10 protein-coding genes are annotated in these 15,352 nt (G+C 47.2%); 5 read left to right on the forward strand and 5 right to left on the reverse strand.

What is annotated here, in order from left to right; translation table 11 throughout:
* Nucleotides 1-40 precede the first annotated feature (40 nt).
* The 3 genes from AC6EJC_RS00955 to AC6EJC_RS00965 all read left to right on the forward strand — a co-directional run bounded on the left by AC6EJC_RS00955 (nucleotide 41) and on the right by AC6EJC_RS00965 (nucleotide 4,214).
* Nucleotides 41-1,390, forward strand: coding sequence for a right-handed parallel beta-helix repeat-containing protein (locus AC6EJC_RS00955; RefSeq protein WP_444952325.1), 1,350 nt, complete (start codon nucleotides 41-43; stop codon nucleotides 1,388-1,390).
* Between the two features lie 113 nt (nucleotides 1,391-1,503).
* The gene (locus AC6EJC_RS00960) at nucleotides 1,504-3,036 is read left to right on the forward strand and encodes an MFS transporter (RefSeq protein ID WP_444952326.1); all 1,533 of its coding nucleotides are present in this window, start codon (nucleotides 1,504-1,506) and stop codon (nucleotides 3,034-3,036) included.
* 50 nt (nucleotides 3,037-3,086) lie between these two features.
* Nucleotides 3,087-4,214, forward strand: coding sequence for a glycoside hydrolase family 88/105 protein (locus AC6EJC_RS00965; RefSeq protein ID WP_444952327.1), 1,128 nt, complete (start codon nucleotides 3,087-3,089; stop codon nucleotides 4,212-4,214).
* Nucleotides 4,215-4,293: 79 nt separating this feature from the next.
* On the opposite strand, the gene AC6EJC_RS00970 is transcribed toward AC6EJC_RS00965, so the two are convergent.
* From AC6EJC_RS00970 to AC6EJC_RS00985, 4 genes are all read right to left on the reverse strand, one after another.
* Nucleotides 4,294-5,250, reverse strand: coding sequence for a polysaccharide deacetylase family protein (locus AC6EJC_RS00970; RefSeq protein WP_444952328.1), 957 nt, complete (start codon nucleotides 5,248-5,250; stop codon nucleotides 4,294-4,296).
* A 269-nt stretch (nucleotides 5,251-5,519) separates the two neighbouring features.
* On the reverse strand, nucleotides 5,520-7,481 hold the full coding sequence (locus AC6EJC_RS00975; protein WP_444952509.1) for an acyltransferase family protein: 1,962 nt from the start codon (nucleotides 7,479-7,481) through the stop codon (nucleotides 5,520-5,522).
* A 270-nt stretch (nucleotides 7,482-7,751) separates the two neighbouring features.
* The gene (locus AC6EJC_RS00980) at nucleotides 7,752-9,101 is read right to left on the reverse strand and encodes a sodium-dependent transporter (RefSeq protein ID WP_444952329.1); all 1,350 of its coding nucleotides are present in this window, start codon (nucleotides 9,099-9,101) and stop codon (nucleotides 7,752-7,754) included.
* A gap of 163 nt (nucleotides 9,102-9,264) precedes the next feature.
* The gene (locus AC6EJC_RS00985; protein ID WP_444952330.1) at nucleotides 9,265-11,817 is read right to left on the reverse strand and encodes a DUF2339 domain-containing protein; all 2,553 of its coding nucleotides are present in this window, start codon (nucleotides 11,815-11,817) and stop codon (nucleotides 9,265-9,267) included.
* A gap of 306 nt (nucleotides 11,818-12,123) precedes the next feature.
* On the opposite strand from AC6EJC_RS00985, the gene AC6EJC_RS00990 reads away from it, so the two are divergent.
* Together AC6EJC_RS00990 and serS are read left to right on the forward strand one after the other, a co-directional pair.
* Nucleotides 12,124-12,270, forward strand: coding sequence for a hypothetical protein (locus AC6EJC_RS00990; RefSeq protein WP_444952331.1), 147 nt, complete (start codon nucleotides 12,124-12,126; stop codon nucleotides 12,268-12,270).
* A gap of 164 nt (nucleotides 12,271-12,434) precedes the next feature.
* Complete coding sequence (gene serS / locus AC6EJC_RS00995) at nucleotides 12,435-13,724, forward strand: serine--tRNA ligase (protein ID WP_444952332.1); 1,290 nt, start codon at nucleotides 12,435-12,437, stop codon at nucleotides 13,722-13,724.
* A 104-nt stretch (nucleotides 13,725-13,828) separates the two neighbouring features.
* Here serS and hmpA read toward each other — a convergent pair whose 3' ends face one another.
* On the reverse strand, nucleotides 13,829-15,064 hold the full coding sequence (gene hmpA, locus AC6EJC_RS01000) for an NO-inducible flavohemoprotein (RefSeq protein ID WP_444952510.1): 1,236 nt from the start codon (nucleotides 15,062-15,064) through the stop codon (nucleotides 13,829-13,831).
* Nucleotides 15,065-15,352 lie beyond the last annotated feature (288 nt).

A 15,352-nucleotide genomic window follows, 5' to 3' on the forward strand; every position in this document is an offset into this window, starting at 1 on the left:
TATCTTCTTTTAAAATAAGCCCAAATAAGGAGGAATTCACATGTTCAAACGGAATGATCGTCCAAAAAACGGCTTTAACGCTCTAAGACTCGGTGTTTCTTTTGTTTTCGCTTCTTCTTGTATTATTGGAACCGCTTACGCAGATACGTCATCCACCATCCCTTCTTCCGCACTCTCAGAAGAGGCTGTCAGTACAATCGACTCAACCGCTGTCTCCACAACGTTAGCCGCAGGCGACTTGTATGTGGCGCCAAATGGTAACGTGTCCAATCCAGGCACAATATCCAGTCCTACCACGCTCGAAGCAGCACTTACACAAATTGCTCCTGGTAAAACCATTTACCTGCGCGGTGGTAACTACACCTACTCCTCAACGATTACAGTTCAGCATGGAAATAGCGGCAGTAACGGCTCACTCAAAGGGTTGGTCGCTTACGGTAGTGAAAAGCCGGTACTTGATTTCTCTGCTCAAGCCTTTGGTTCAGCCAATCGTGGACTTCAGCTTAACGGAGACTTTTGGCTGGTAAAAGGCCTTGAAGTAAAGGGTGCCGGAGATAATGGTATCTATATCGGCGGCAGCAATAACCGAATCGAAAACGTGGAAACCCACCACAACCGGGATACTGGACTTCAGCTTGGACGTTACTCCCCTAACGCTTCCACCAGTGAGTGGCCTTCGAACAATTTGATTTTGAATTCCTACTCTCACGATAACGCTGATCCCGATAATGGCGAGGATGCCGATGGTTTCGCGGCCAAATTGACTGTAGGATCAGGCAATGTGTTTGATAACTGCTTAGCTGCGTACAACGTAGACGATGGCTGGGATTTGTATAGCAAAACCGAGACGGGTCCCATCGGCGAAGTAACCATTTTGAACAGTGTGGCCCACCACAACGGGCAGACCGCAGATGGAACGTCTACCGCGAACAGCGACGGCAACGGCTTTAAGCTGGGTGGTGACAAAATCAAAGTCAACCATATCGTGAAAAACAGTATTGCTTTCCAAAACAAAAAACACGGCTTCACCTACAATAGCAACCCCGGCAGCATTACGTTGACCAATAATACCTCGTGGGACAATGGACAAAGTAATTTTGCTTTTGACAAAGGTGATCACGTGTTCATTAACAATCTTTCCTTTGAGGGAAGCGCCAGCGACAAAACAAGCGGTACAGATCAAGACAACTCTAGCGTATGGTGGAAAAACAAAAAATCGACGAATGCCAAAGGTCTGGTAGCCAGTTCAGACGACTTTGTTAGTCTCACGCCTTCTATCACACGAGGTTCAGACGGTTCCATCCAGCTGGGCGATTTCCTTAAGCTGGCCAAGGGAAGCGATCTGATCGGCTCGGGAACACCAAGCGGCACTAATATAGGGGCACGCTAAAAGCCCCTTCCAACTCAGGACGCCCTGGCCCATCTACCAACTTAGACAATTCTGCATAATATAGCGACCGGTGATTGTCCTCATAACCAGACAAAATATGAGGTGAACAGATCATGGAACGAAGAATCACACTGAAACATACACTCGCCTATGGAAGCGGTAACATGCTAGGAAGTGGCGCACTTGCTATTAGCGGTGCGTGGTTAATGTACTTTTATACAACCTTTTGCGGACTGTCTCCCGTTCAGGCCGCGGCCATTTTCTCTGTTGCCAGCATCATAGATGCGGTCAGCAATCCGGTCATGGGCTTTATCAGCGATAACTTTCACCGGACCCGCTTGGGCCGTAAATTCGGCAGACGCCGCTTTTTCATCATGATGGGTATCCCGCTGATGCTCGTGTATCCGATGCTTTGGGTAGATGGGTTGGGCTTCTGGTATTACCTGAGTACGTACGTGCTGTTTGAACTGGTGTATACCTCTGTCATGGTGCCGTATGAAGCACTAGCGTCAGAGATGACCCGGGACTTCGGCGCGCGCTCCAGATTGACCGGATGGAAGGCCATGTTCGGTAAAATCGCCAATTTTGCTGCCGCCTTTATCCCAGGTCGCTTTATTGCTGAGTATGGCAAAGACTCTCCATTGCCTTTCTTTTATACCGGTCTCGTATTTGCAGCTATCCTGCTGATTGCGATGGCATTCTTATACAAAAACTCCTGGGAACGTCCAAGTGAGGAACTGCAAAAGGAACTGGAAGGTGAAGCTCCGCTTTCTTTTATAGATTCTATGAAAAAGTTGTTTGTCGACATTTCCTCTACCTTCCGGGTAAAGACGTTCCGTCATCATCTCGGGATGTACCTGGGCGGCTTTTCAGCTGAGTGGCTGTTTACTTCTGCTTTTACGTACTTTATTGTCTTCTCCTTGTTCCAAAGCTCGGAGATGGTATCCAATCTGAACAGCTTTAACTCTGTCATTCAATTGATTTCTACCTATTTCTTCATCCAATTCTGTGTACGTAAAGGGTTTCGTATGCCTTTCATCGCCGCACTCGTTGTCGTTTGCTTTAGCGTAGCAGGTTATGGCCTGCTCTATATAACGGGAGCCTCTAATACGATGGTATGGCTATATGTCATCACACTGTTCATGGGGCTTGGTACAGGTGGCGTCTACTACATCCCGTGGAATCAATACACATTCCTTGCTGACGTGGATGAGGCGCTGACCGGTCGTCGCCGGGAAGGTATTTATGCGGGTATGATGACTTTTGCCGGAAAAATGGTGCGGGCCGTTGTCGTCTTCATTCTCGGCTGGGTATTACAGCATTTTGGCTTTGTATCCGGGGCTGATAGTCAGCCAGTCGCTGCTCAGCACGCCATCTTTTATGTACTCGTGGTCGGTACCATCGTTCTCGCGATCATCGGTATGATTGCTTCTGTCGTGATGAAGCTGGATATTGACAGCCACAAGAAGCTAATCGCCGAAATTGACCGCCTCAAAAACGGGGGCTCCATGAAATCAGCCAAGCCGGAAGCCCGTAAAGTGTTCGAACAGTTGACAGGTTTCAATTACGATCGGTGCTGGGGTAACAATAATGTGGGCTTCAAGAACAAACCCGTTGACCCTAAGACACACACTCCGTCTATGTAAACAACAATAACAATTACAGATTAAACATTTACTAAAGAGGTGACTGTATCATGGCAAATCCAACATCACAACCGACAACCAGTCCTACAAAAACAGATTCTTGGGCTGTACGTATGAGCGATTCTGTTCTAAAACGGAGTCCGGAATTTTACGAAAAATGGGAATATGACCACGGCGTCATTTACAAAGGTCTGGAATGGGTTGGCGAACTGACAGGCGATCCCAAGTATATGGAATATATAAAAAAACATATGGATCATTTTGTTGACGAAAATGGCGTTATTCAGCGCTATAAAGTAGATGAGTACAATATTGACCATGTGAATAACGGTAAGCTGCTCTTCTCTCTGTATCGTGCTACAGGAGATGAACGATATAAAAAGGCAGCCTACCAATTACGCAGTCAGCTGGAAAAACACCCACGGACAAGCGAGGGTGCATTCTGGCACAAGCAAATTTATCCGTATCAAATTTGGCTCGACGGCTTGTACATGGGTGCCCCGTTCTATGCTGAGTTTATCCGCGAATTCGGAGATCCGTCAGAGTTTGACGATGTTACCTTGCAATTCAAGCTCTGCTACGAACATACGCGTGATCCTGAAACAGGCCTGCTCTACCACGCTTGGGATGAGAAGCTTGAACAGCCTTGGTGCAACCCGCAAACAGGCTGCTCCAAGAACTTTTGGGGACGCTCTATGGGCTGGTTCGTTATGGCACTCGTTGACGTGCTGGACTATATTCCAGAAAATCATGCAGATCGCCCTGCCTTGCTCGATATGCTGACGGAAACACTGGAAGCCCTGCTGAAAGTACGTGATAAAGAAAGTGGAGTCTTTTATCAGGTGCTCAACCTGGGCCATGTGAAAGGCAACTATCTGGAAGCCTCCGCTTCCTGCATGATTCTCTATGCTATCGCCAAAGGCGTTCGCAAAGGCTATCTGCCAGAGCATTATCGTCAAGAGGCAGAAATCATCCGTAAAGGTATTATTGATGAATTTATCACGATTACTGAAGAAGGACTCGTGAATCTGAACAAAACAGTGCAAGTAAGCGGCTTAGGCGGTAAAGATCGTCGGGACGGTACCTTCGCTTACTATATCAGCGAGCCAATTGTAACCAACGATCCCAAAGGTATCGGGGCTTTCATTCAGGCGATGGGTGAAGCAGAACGTATCTAAAACACGAGAACTATATACTTTCTATAGCAAAAAGGACGGTGGCCATCAGCCCCGTCCTTTTCTTACATATAAGCATACCTTACTTCATAATCTTAAATTCATATCCCTGTTTCTTTAGATATTCTATGATTTGCGGCAAAGCTTTTGCTGTTTCTTCCTTACCATAGGTATCATGCATGAGTATCACAGCTTTTTCTCGACCTTTGACTGACCTCATAAATTGGTTGATTAGTCCGGGTGCTTTCTTGGATGCTCCCTCTGCATCTTTCGTTAATACATTCCAATCTACCTGATGGTAATCCTTTTGAAGTAAAACTTTATCCAATGCAGCCATCCCCTGTGGATCCCTTCTATTCCATGTCATGTGGCCCCCCGGAAATCGGATCATCCTGGTAGAGAATTCTGGTCCCAGAATACTTTTTAGAACCTGATTGTTCTTCTCAATATCCTGCATAACATGGTCCGTACTAACCCGCTTCTTAGGATATAAATACTTATAATTATGTGAGTACGTATGGTTTCCTATCGCGTGACCTTCTTTAACTATTCTTTTGATAATATTCCTGGTATGTTCATTTTCATTGGCTTCTTTTCCTACGATAAAAAAGGTTGCCTTGACCTTCTGTTTTTTCAGAATGTCTAATATTTTAGGTGTTACCGTCACGGATGGACCGTCATCAAAAGATAAATAGGCTACTTTTTTACCGTTGGCCCCATCAGGCATTTGTCCTAGCATTTGCTGTTTTAAATATTTTTCAACAAAGGCGCCATCTTCAACTTCGGGATCATCTTTTTGAGAGACCGCTTTACCTTTTACCCCCGCATTTGCTTTAACTTTTGATGGGTCCTTGGATACGGAATCTGTTTTTTTAGCAATCTCCTGTGTTGGCGCATGTGGTTTGCTATCTGAGACCTTTATCGCAATGAAAGTAATACAACCTACCACAAATAATAAAATAGCAATCAACATTAGTCTTCTTCTGTTCCTCTTCAAGCGGTGCTCTGTTGTCCTACTATGTGAATAACCCTTTTCCATTAGCTTATGTACCTCCACACTCCAGATAATATTTCCTAAAATTAAAACATATTCGTACAGGTAACCTTACCATAAATAAATAGAACGAAAATACAAATAAGAAAAACCACCGGATCAGGGTTGAAGCGCATACCTTAGAATGGACATTGGAAAAACCCTTAGGTTTAGCCGATGAAAATTTAGGGATGCACTTCAACCAGGGGACAACCTACTCCCGGTGGTTTCTTGTCTTGCATTTGCTTTAAAAAAATTATGAGTATCATTGCTCTTCATGAAGATTGCTTCGTTAAGGCCTCAGCCAACAGAGACGCATAGGCTTTAGCGCCTTTGGGTTTCAAATGTACTCCGTCATGCTCGAAATATGAGTTTTTACCGGAGCTGGCTCCGTACCAGTCAATCATTGTAATTCGCGGATCCTGGGACGCAGCTTCGGCAAGATGCTTGTTCACAATGCTCTCCCACGGACGAGGCACACGGGTATTCACGAGTATAATACGCTTCGCATCCTTCAGACTGGCGAGCAGATCAGATAACTGATCCTTGGTAAAAGCGCCGTTCGTGCCCAGCTCAATAATAACCGTCTTACCCAGCTGTCCGTTCTGTCTCAGCTGTTCCAGTACAGCAGGCGCTTCCGCCATCTGACGGCCGATCCGTCCATCTACAACAGCGCCCGGGAAGGATTCTTGAATGTACGACTGTACATCCAACATGACAGAGTCGCCAATTGCAGTCACACTCGAGCCATCACCTGTAATAGGCGTAGCTTGTTTTGGTTTGGGCGAAGGTTCCGACGGTGTCGTAACGCCATCCGTAGTACCAGCCTTGATCACCGTATTCTTAGGCGTCTGGGCTTGAGACGGGGCCGAGGCCTGGTCCTTGCTGCCCTCGGGTCCTTGCAGCTTGGTGGCTTTGGACTCCTTGGAAGCCACGGACACCGTTCCGTGAAGCGGCGGCATCGCCTTTGCCTTTGCAATTGGCTTCTCATCACTTGATGCTGCCTGCATAGTTGCGTCAGGAGACGCTGCGTACAGATGAACTGTACCCACGAGAATACCTACAAAAAGCACAGCCGTTGCGGTTGTAGGCATCCATCTCCACCGCGCCTGTCTACGAACCGCTGAACGGATTCCTGCGATCCAGTGGCGGAATCCTCCGTGGCGGATCGGCTCCTCGATATATTTAAACGAGAGAGACGCCAGCAATACGGTAGCCAGCAATTGTAAAATGATTCGCATAACATGCACGCCATCGGTATCCACCTGAGGTGTCGTTAGCGTGATAACCGGAACATGCCACAGATACAGTCCGTAGGAACGGGCGCCTATCCAGCGCAGCGGCTTGAGTCCGAGTAGACGACCGAGATGGCTCACCGGGTGTGCCGACGCTGCGATCACAATAGCAGTGATCAAAGCTATGCCCAGCAAGCCGCCCCGGTACAGAGATGGGTCATATTCATTCGAGGCCCACGCCCAGTGACAAAGCAACAGCAAGCTTATTGCACCGATACTATCCAGAAGCAAACGCGCCTTAGCAGAAGCTTGCTCTTTCAGCTTGCCGCTTGGCCATACCAAGGCCAGCGCCGCACCAATCAGCAGAGCGAATCCGCGCGTATCCGTGCCATAATACACCCGGCTCGGATCGCTTCCCGGTAAGTAAATCACTGCCATCAGGAGCGCAGATATTAACGCCAGACAAGTCACCCAGCCCGCGAGCACAATCCGCTTGGGCATGTATTTTAGCCCAAGCGCCAGCAGCAAAGGCCACAGGATATAAAATTGCTCCTCCACCGCCAGCGACCACAGATGCCCAAGCGGAGAAGGTGGGCCAAAACTTTCAAAATACGAAACCTGATGGAAAATAAACCACCAATTGCTCATATACACCAATGCGGCAGGGACATCTCCGCGCAAGGCCGTAAGCCGTGACGGATCAAAAAGCAACGAGCACAGGACTATGACAGCCACAACCGTCAACATGGCAGGCAGCAACCTTCTGGCACGACGCAACCAGAAATCTTTCATTTTAAAACTATGATATGTATCCCACTGACTAACCAAAATATCTGTAATCAGATACCCCGACAAAGTAAAAAATACGCCTACACCCAACAAACCACCCGGCAACCAATCCGGATTCAGATGATACACAATGACAGCGATGACCGCCAGCGCTCTTAATCCATCCAAACCTGGCATATAACGACGTTGTGACGGCAACTGATTAGACTTCATTTCAGCCGCCGTCCTTCTTGCAAATTCAAGCTCCCTGTCTGTTCCAATGCTCTTCTGCCCTTTCCCTCTCTGCACATCGTCTGTGCGATGCCCTGTAGCCTTTTCATTCATTATATAAAACTTCATAATCGTAATGATTTCAATGAAGTTAAAATTAATGACAATGTTTTTATTATATCATTCCTTTCCACAGTTAGGTAAGCACTGATAGATATACAAAAAAAGGCATCTCTTCCCTTAGGAAGAAAATGCCTTTTTATTAGTATTCTCTTAAAATTTGATGATACCTGAGGTATGAAGGAAGACCAACAACATCAGGATTGGTGCAACATACCGAAGACCGAATAACCATATGCGGAACCAGAAGGGTTTGATGTTCGCATGTTCAGCCGCAGTCTTCCAATAATAACCTGTGAATATAACAATCAACAAACCGCCTAACGGTAAGAAGATGTTGGACGCTGTGAAGTCGACGAAATCAAAGAATGATTTATCTCCCACTTTTAATTCCGGCACCAGCCCCATAGACAATGCAGAAGGGATGCCCAGCATCAAGCACAGGACCGATACGACGATAACGGAGCGAACCCGTCCCCAACGCATACGCTCCATGACATAGGCTACTGGAACTTCCAGCAAAGATACCATAGAACCTAACGCAGCAACCGCCAGCAGTACGAAGAACAAACCGCCGAAGAAAGCGCCGAAAGGCATTGCCGAGAAAGCAGCAGGTAAAGCAATGAAAACCAGAGATGGTCCTTGGGCCGGGTTAATCCCGAAAGAGAAGGTTGTAGGGAAAATAATCATACCAGCGATAAACGCATAGATTAAATCCCCTCCACCAACTGCCAGCATGGCTCCACCCAGCGATTGACGGCGATCCACGTACGCACCGTACGTGATCATAATCCCCATCCCCAGTGAGAGTGAGAAGAAGGCATGTCCCAAAGCAACCAATGCAGACTCTATACTTAGCTTAGAGAAGTCGGGATTCAGAAAGAAGGATACGCCCGCACCAGAGCCTGGCAGCATGAGAGCGTTAATCATTAACACGAGCAACAGGATGACCTTGGCAGGAATCAAAATTTTATTGAACTTTTCAATCCCGTTCGATACCCCAAGAGTAACCACGACTGCTGTAAATGCAAAAACAATTAACAGCCAAACCAACGGCGCATAGCCGGAGGAAAAAGAAGCGAACTGTCCAGCAAAATCATTATTTGAAAACAGATTTCCGCTAAATGCCTCTACGGCATAATGCAGTGTCCAGCCTCCTACAATGGCATAGAACGATAAAATAACAAACGGCACGATAACAAACATGATGCTCATCTTGCCCCAAATCGGATGACCGCCTACTTTTACCATTGCAGAAGCAGCACTTCCTCGACCTGCACGACCAAGCGCAAGCTCTGCTAAAAGTACAGGCAAACCAACAAGCAACAGGCAGACAATAAACAATAAGAAAAATGCAGCTCCGCCATATTGTCCTGTAATATACGGAAATTTCCAGATGTTACCCAGTCCTGCCGCACTCCCGATCGCTGCCAATATGAATCCAGCAGACGAGAAGCGTTCATTTTTATCAGACAGGCTATTCTGCCCCTTGCTCAAATTCATTATATCCCCCTCATTCTCTCTACTTACGCATAAACATAGAGCATGCGTACATAAATAATTTTTACTCATTATAGCTTAAGTAGGATGTAAGGTCATGCATAATTTTTCACTATTTCCGGATTTATTTTCATAATGTTCGGTATCTACACAATACAACAAAAAACTACATTTTTTCTTCGACATCCTTCTTTATTATGATCTCTCCCATGCGATTGGATACTTTTTGATAAATATACGAAATCGCCAACAATACAACACCAAAGGAGAAGTAGGCTACAATAGTGCTTCCTGTCGTTAACAGGTGTAGATCATACAACAGTAACTTACCTGTCGACAGCAGGGTCAAGCCCAATCCAAATCTGCGAATATAGACTACTCGCTTGAGGAAGCCGTATACAATATACAAAATTGCCAGCAGTAGATACGCCAGACTGAATACAAGACCTGCGTCTCCCAGGCGGAACTGAACTCCGAGAAAGGCGGTAATGATGCCCAGCAAATATACACCCATAATGACCGGATACAACTCATTACTTCTATAATGTCGGGTCATCAGTGCGTTCAGGAAATCCTTGCTGCTGAAGAATACCAGTACATTAAAGGCTGCGAGTACCACCAACGCCACATAATCAGCAGCCGTATTTTGCGTATAATTTTCATTCAAGGTTGGAACCGCTACGGTAACCACCAGTGCCAACGCGTAGCCTATGACGTACAAGGCCAAGCTGTAGTATTTAATTACCCGATCGTACAACAGCTTCACTTTAGGCAGGAAATAAGCCAACACCAGCGATACACAGGTATACAACAACACTTTGTACAAGGTGTAATGTGCAAACCCGTCGGATACGACGATGTTATACCAATGCCCAGCTTCATACAAAAGGTAGCAGTACACGTTCACCAAAGCTACATATTTAAACCCTTGCATGATTCGCATTTCGTACAAACGATTGTTTTTGAAGGCATTCGGACGGCTAAATTCAATCGCATAGAAGACGGTAACGATCAACATTCCCAGTGTAATGAGCGTATATTTGAGTCCAAAATAATCCGTCTCAAATCCTGACAACAGATATATAGGGAAATCGACGAAAAAGAATGCGCTCAGACACAGTAATAAAATGCCCCAGCCTGCTCGTTCTAATTCCTTCAACCGGTAACGGTAGCCATATAATGTAAGAAGAACAGCTTCGATCAACCAGCCCATGGATAGCCATCTGACTCCAAACTGGAACGGAATCATGAGGATGGCAAAGGTCAATGAAGTCGCATAAAATAATATTTTTGTTTGTTTCTCCTCTGGAATATATCGACGGACCCATTGTCCCAAGCCCCCATACACCAAGCAAAAGACAAGTGCCAGCAAGCCTTTGTAATCATCCAGGCCCGCATCGCCGAACAGAGAATACAGAACGCAACAGCTCACGACTGTGTTCAGAGCCAGCAGGGAGAAATCCAGCCATGACAGTTTTGTTTTTAATCGGAACGGCACCCACAGCGTCATCCCGAGGTACATCGCAAATGTAATAACTGCATACAGCATGCTCGCTACGGCGCTTTCCGATAACCACGTCAGCACAATCATCAGGGGCGTATTGAGCAGAAAGCTGATATATTGCACGACGACCCACCGTTTGCGGAAGGATACAAGCAGAATGAGCAGGTTCAACAGGAACAGATAGCCCATGGCGATATACACAGCGTTCCCTTCCAGCCCGTTCGCTGCCATATAGGAAAACAGCGGGAGATATCCCCCTACTAAACCAAAAGAACATATCGTTCTGGATTCATACCTTAACGACAATAGCACAGCGGTCACCGTAACTAGTACGGACAAGCCTATGCCTGTATACATTCCTATGATTTCTAACAAAAAGTAGCTGTAAAAAATCGATCCGTACAGTACAGAAATACCACCGCCCAAAATACCGAGCGCAAAGGTTTGCTTCTGCTTGCGGTACAGCCATTCCCCGCCGCCCAGCATCAGCGCTCCTAGCAGAAAGAAGGCCACGCCCTTCATATTTCCTGTAAACCAGTTCGAGTATGAGTATTTAAAAGCGGCTCCCACACCCAAGATAATGAGCAAAATCCCTAGCTTGTTAATCCAGTTTAAGCCTAGCTTCATTTCAAATTGATTCTGCTTCATCCGCTTCTGCATCGTTTCTTCGCTGATCTCTTCTTCTCCGAGCTGATGGAGCTCGCTTGCCGTCTGATGAAGCAATTTGCGCTCGGCCTCCTGAAACCGCCCGCGTTGCTCCATGATCCGGTCACGAATCTCCTCTGAGAACAGTCGCAGTCTGGCCACGATCTCGTCCTGATCTTCTTTAAGCTCATGAGTGGTTTGCTGAATAAGCTGGTCCACCCGGTTTTTAGCCCCATATTCAAAGGCTATCAGCCGATTCTTTCCTTCTGTAGTTCTGGAAGCAAAATAGGTCTCCAGCTTTTCACGCGAAATGCGGATCATATTCGCCTTTTCGCTCAGCATTTGCTCCGTCAGCGCAGTGCGCAGCTTTCCATTTTCCTGCTCAATATGTCGTACCCGCTCTTCCAAATGAATGCAGCGAGCCTGATAATCCTCGAACTTTTTTCGCATAACCTCATTCTCCAGAATGATATCTGAGGCTTCATAGTCCGCGATTAATGTTTGATACTCCTTGAGCAGCTTGTTCTGTTCTTGGCGGATCGTATGTAAACGACCTTTAAAATCCTCCATGTTCTCCTCCATCGCTGTCCATTTTGGTAATCATTACATTTTACATGAAATTAAAAAGGCATTATAGAGACTATAGCCTATTTTGAACGTTAAAATGAGGCTTTTACTTATAGTTTCTTCCAGTTTCATCAGCGCAGATGAAGTAGGACGGATATACATAAGAAATAAAGCCTACCTCTTCCCTTCGCAAACATGAAACCCGCATGGATGTGTTGCAGAGTCATTTTGCGCGTAGAACTTATCTTAATTACTCTGTGTATTTATTTTTATTGGAAAGATCACGATGAAAAAAGGAATTAATCCAATGTGCAGATTCATGCCCTTGATTACCCTGCCAAAAATCCGTATACTTACAAAAAAGCAAACGACATTGTGCCTGTGAAGAGCATCCAACTCGGAGGCGTTTACGCCAAGGATCATACGTTAGTGTACGATTTGGCGATATGTTCCTAAGTAAACCGGACCCGCCCGTTAAAGCGGAGCAAAGTGGATTGGAGAGTCATGACGTCTGTCATGCTGTCCGGTCAATTTGGGTGGCACCGCGAGATCAAAGCGCTCCTCGTCCCATGTGGATGAGGGCGCTTTTTGTATTTTTATCCGAAAGGGAGTGCGGTGTCATGTTAGATATCAAATGGATCAGAGAGCATCAAGAGCAGGTACAGACAGCAGCAGACGACAAAGGAATACAGGTATCGGTCGCGGAACTGTTGACCCTGGATGATCGGAGAAAGCAGCTACTTCAGGAAGTGGAACAGCTTCGTCAGACGCGTAATCAGTGCAGTCAGGATATCGGCGCGCTGATCCATGCCGGTAAGAGTGAACAAGCGGAAGAGGCCAGGCTGCAGGTCAAAGAAATTAACGGACGGCTAGATTTTCTGGAAGCCCAACAACAGGAAATAGAGGAGCATTTTCAACAGCTCATGCTTCTGACGCCTAATATCGTATCGCCAGATACGCCACGGGGTAGATCGGATGAGGATAATGTAGAACTAAAGCGGGTCGGGTCGGTTCCGGACTTCGAATTTGAACCAAAGGATCATATGGCGCTCGGCCAGCTTCACAAGCTGATCGACGTTCCTCGCGGTGTCAAAACTGCCGGTACCCGTAACTACTACCTGACGGGAGCAGGGGTTACGTTGCACCGGGCTGTGCAGCAGCTTGCAGTCGATCTGCTTACCGAACGGGGATTTCAGCTTCTGGACGTTCCGCTGATGGTACGCTCCGAGGCGATGCGCAGCACCGGCTTTTTCCCGCTCGGACTGGATCAGACGTACCGCATCACAGGAGAGGATCAATGGCTTGTAGGCACTTCGGAAGTTCCGCTGGTCTCGTATTACAGCGGTGAGATCGTGGATGTTACGGACCCGATCCGGCTGGCGGCCGTATCCGTATGCTTCCGCAATGAGGTCGGCTCGGCCGGAAGGGATGTGCACGGACTGTATCGTGTGCACCAGTTTGCCAAGGTTGAGCAGGTCGTAATCTGCGAAGCCAGCCTGGATGCTTCAGAGCAGATGTTTCAGGATATTACGCGCAATGCGGAAGACCTGCTTCAACAGTTGGAGCTGCCTTACCGCAAGATGGCTGTCTGTACAGGCGACATGGCGCAAAAAACCTACAAGCAGGTGGACATTGAGACATGGATGCCCAGCCGCCAAGCTTACGGCGAGACACATTCGTCGTCTCAACTGCTTGATTTCCAGTCGCGCCGTTCCAACATCCGGTACCGCAATGCGGACGGCAAGCTGAAATATTGTTACACGCTCAACAACACTGCGGTCGCTTCGCCCCGGATTTTGATTCCGTTGCTGGAGCATCACCAGCAAGAAGACGGTTCGATCCGTATTCCGGAGGCTTTACGCCCGTATATGCCGCAAGGTATGGAATTTTTGCGTACTCCCTTGTTATGAAAACAGGAGCGCACTTAGAAAAGTAGTACCCAATGAGTCGGATTTCCCATTGTAATCATCGCAAAAAGACGAAGGACAAACATCCTTCGTCTTTTTTTGATGTCTCATTGTGCTTGTGCTTCTGCTTCCCATGCGCTGGCAGGGCCAAAAAATTCATAGTGGATATCCGAAGCAGGGATATTCCACTCTTTCAACAGGCCGTAGACTGATTGCATGAATCCCTCAGGGCCGCAAAAGTAATACTGTGCGTTACGTTCCGGTATCACGGATTGCAACCAGGCCAGATCCAAACGGCCTTCCTTGTGAAAAGCCTGTGCCAGCCGATCCTGTTCCGTTGGTCTGCTGTAACACCACCGAACTGCGGCCTGTGTATGTGTGGCGACCAGCTTTTCCACCTCATTACGCAGAGCATGGTTATCCCCGTTGACTGCTGCGTGGACAAAGGTGATGGGCCGATCTGGAGCAGACTCCACCAAGGAAGCCAGCATGCTGACCATCGGTGTTAGCCCGACCCCACCGCTGATCAGCACGACAGGTCTGCGATCTGTTCGATCCAGCGTAAAATCGCCAGCCGGTGCAGATACCTGTAGTACATCGCCAGCCTGCACCTGCTCATGCAGATACACGGATACTTTACCAGCCGGGCGGGATCCTACGGCATCCTCGCGCTTTACGGATATCCGGTAGTGAGGTTGGCCCGGTGCATCCGAAAGGCTGTATTGACGGATATGGGTATTATGTTCACCCGGAATCCGCATCTGCAGGCTGATGTATTGCCCAGGCTCAAATGCAGGCAGCACCTGTCCATCCTGCGGCACCAGATAAAAGGACGTAATTTGACTGCTTTCCTTAACCTTTTTCTGCACAACAAAGCTCTTAAAGTCTGACCAGCCTCCCTGCTGCTGTTCCGCCTCCTTGTACATTTCAGCTTCCACGTCTATAAATACATTAGCGATCACACCATAGGCCTCGGCCCATGCGGCGATGATCTCGTCTGTAGCTGCATCCCCCAACACGTCCTTGATCGCAGCAAGCAGATATTTTCCGACGATAGGATAATGCTCAGGCTTAATTCCCAAACTACGATGCTTATGTGCAATCTGCCGCACCACCGGAAGGATTTCCTCCAGACGATCAATGTGCTGTGCAGCCGCATATACAGCATTGGCCAGCGCCCCTTGCTGACGTCCTTGCTTCTGGTTAGCGTGATTGAATATATTCAGCAGCTCGGGATGAGCCTCGAACATCATTTGGTAAAAACGCTTGGTAATTGTAGTTCCGTGTACCTCCAAAACAGGTACGGTCGATTTTATCGTTGCAATGGTTTGCTCACTTAGCATCTTTGTATCCCTCTTCTCTCCCAAAATAAGATGAACCAAGGGTGTTTCAACATATGCACCCACTTGTTAACCCTCCATTTACAGCCCAGTATACCCACATAAAGTAACCGTTTATGTGATTGCAGTCACTTTAAATTTGAATAATTCGAACATGTCAATGACAAATCGCACAATCACAAACACTTCCAGTGTAAGTAATGACCTTTCCGCAAGTAGGCAAAAGGGGAACGCCTATGGGCCTGAGCCGGTCGGACGTTCCCCCTTTTCATTCATTTCAAAATATCAAGT

It is taken from the genome of Paenibacillus sp. TY11 (genome assembly GCF_059772165.1).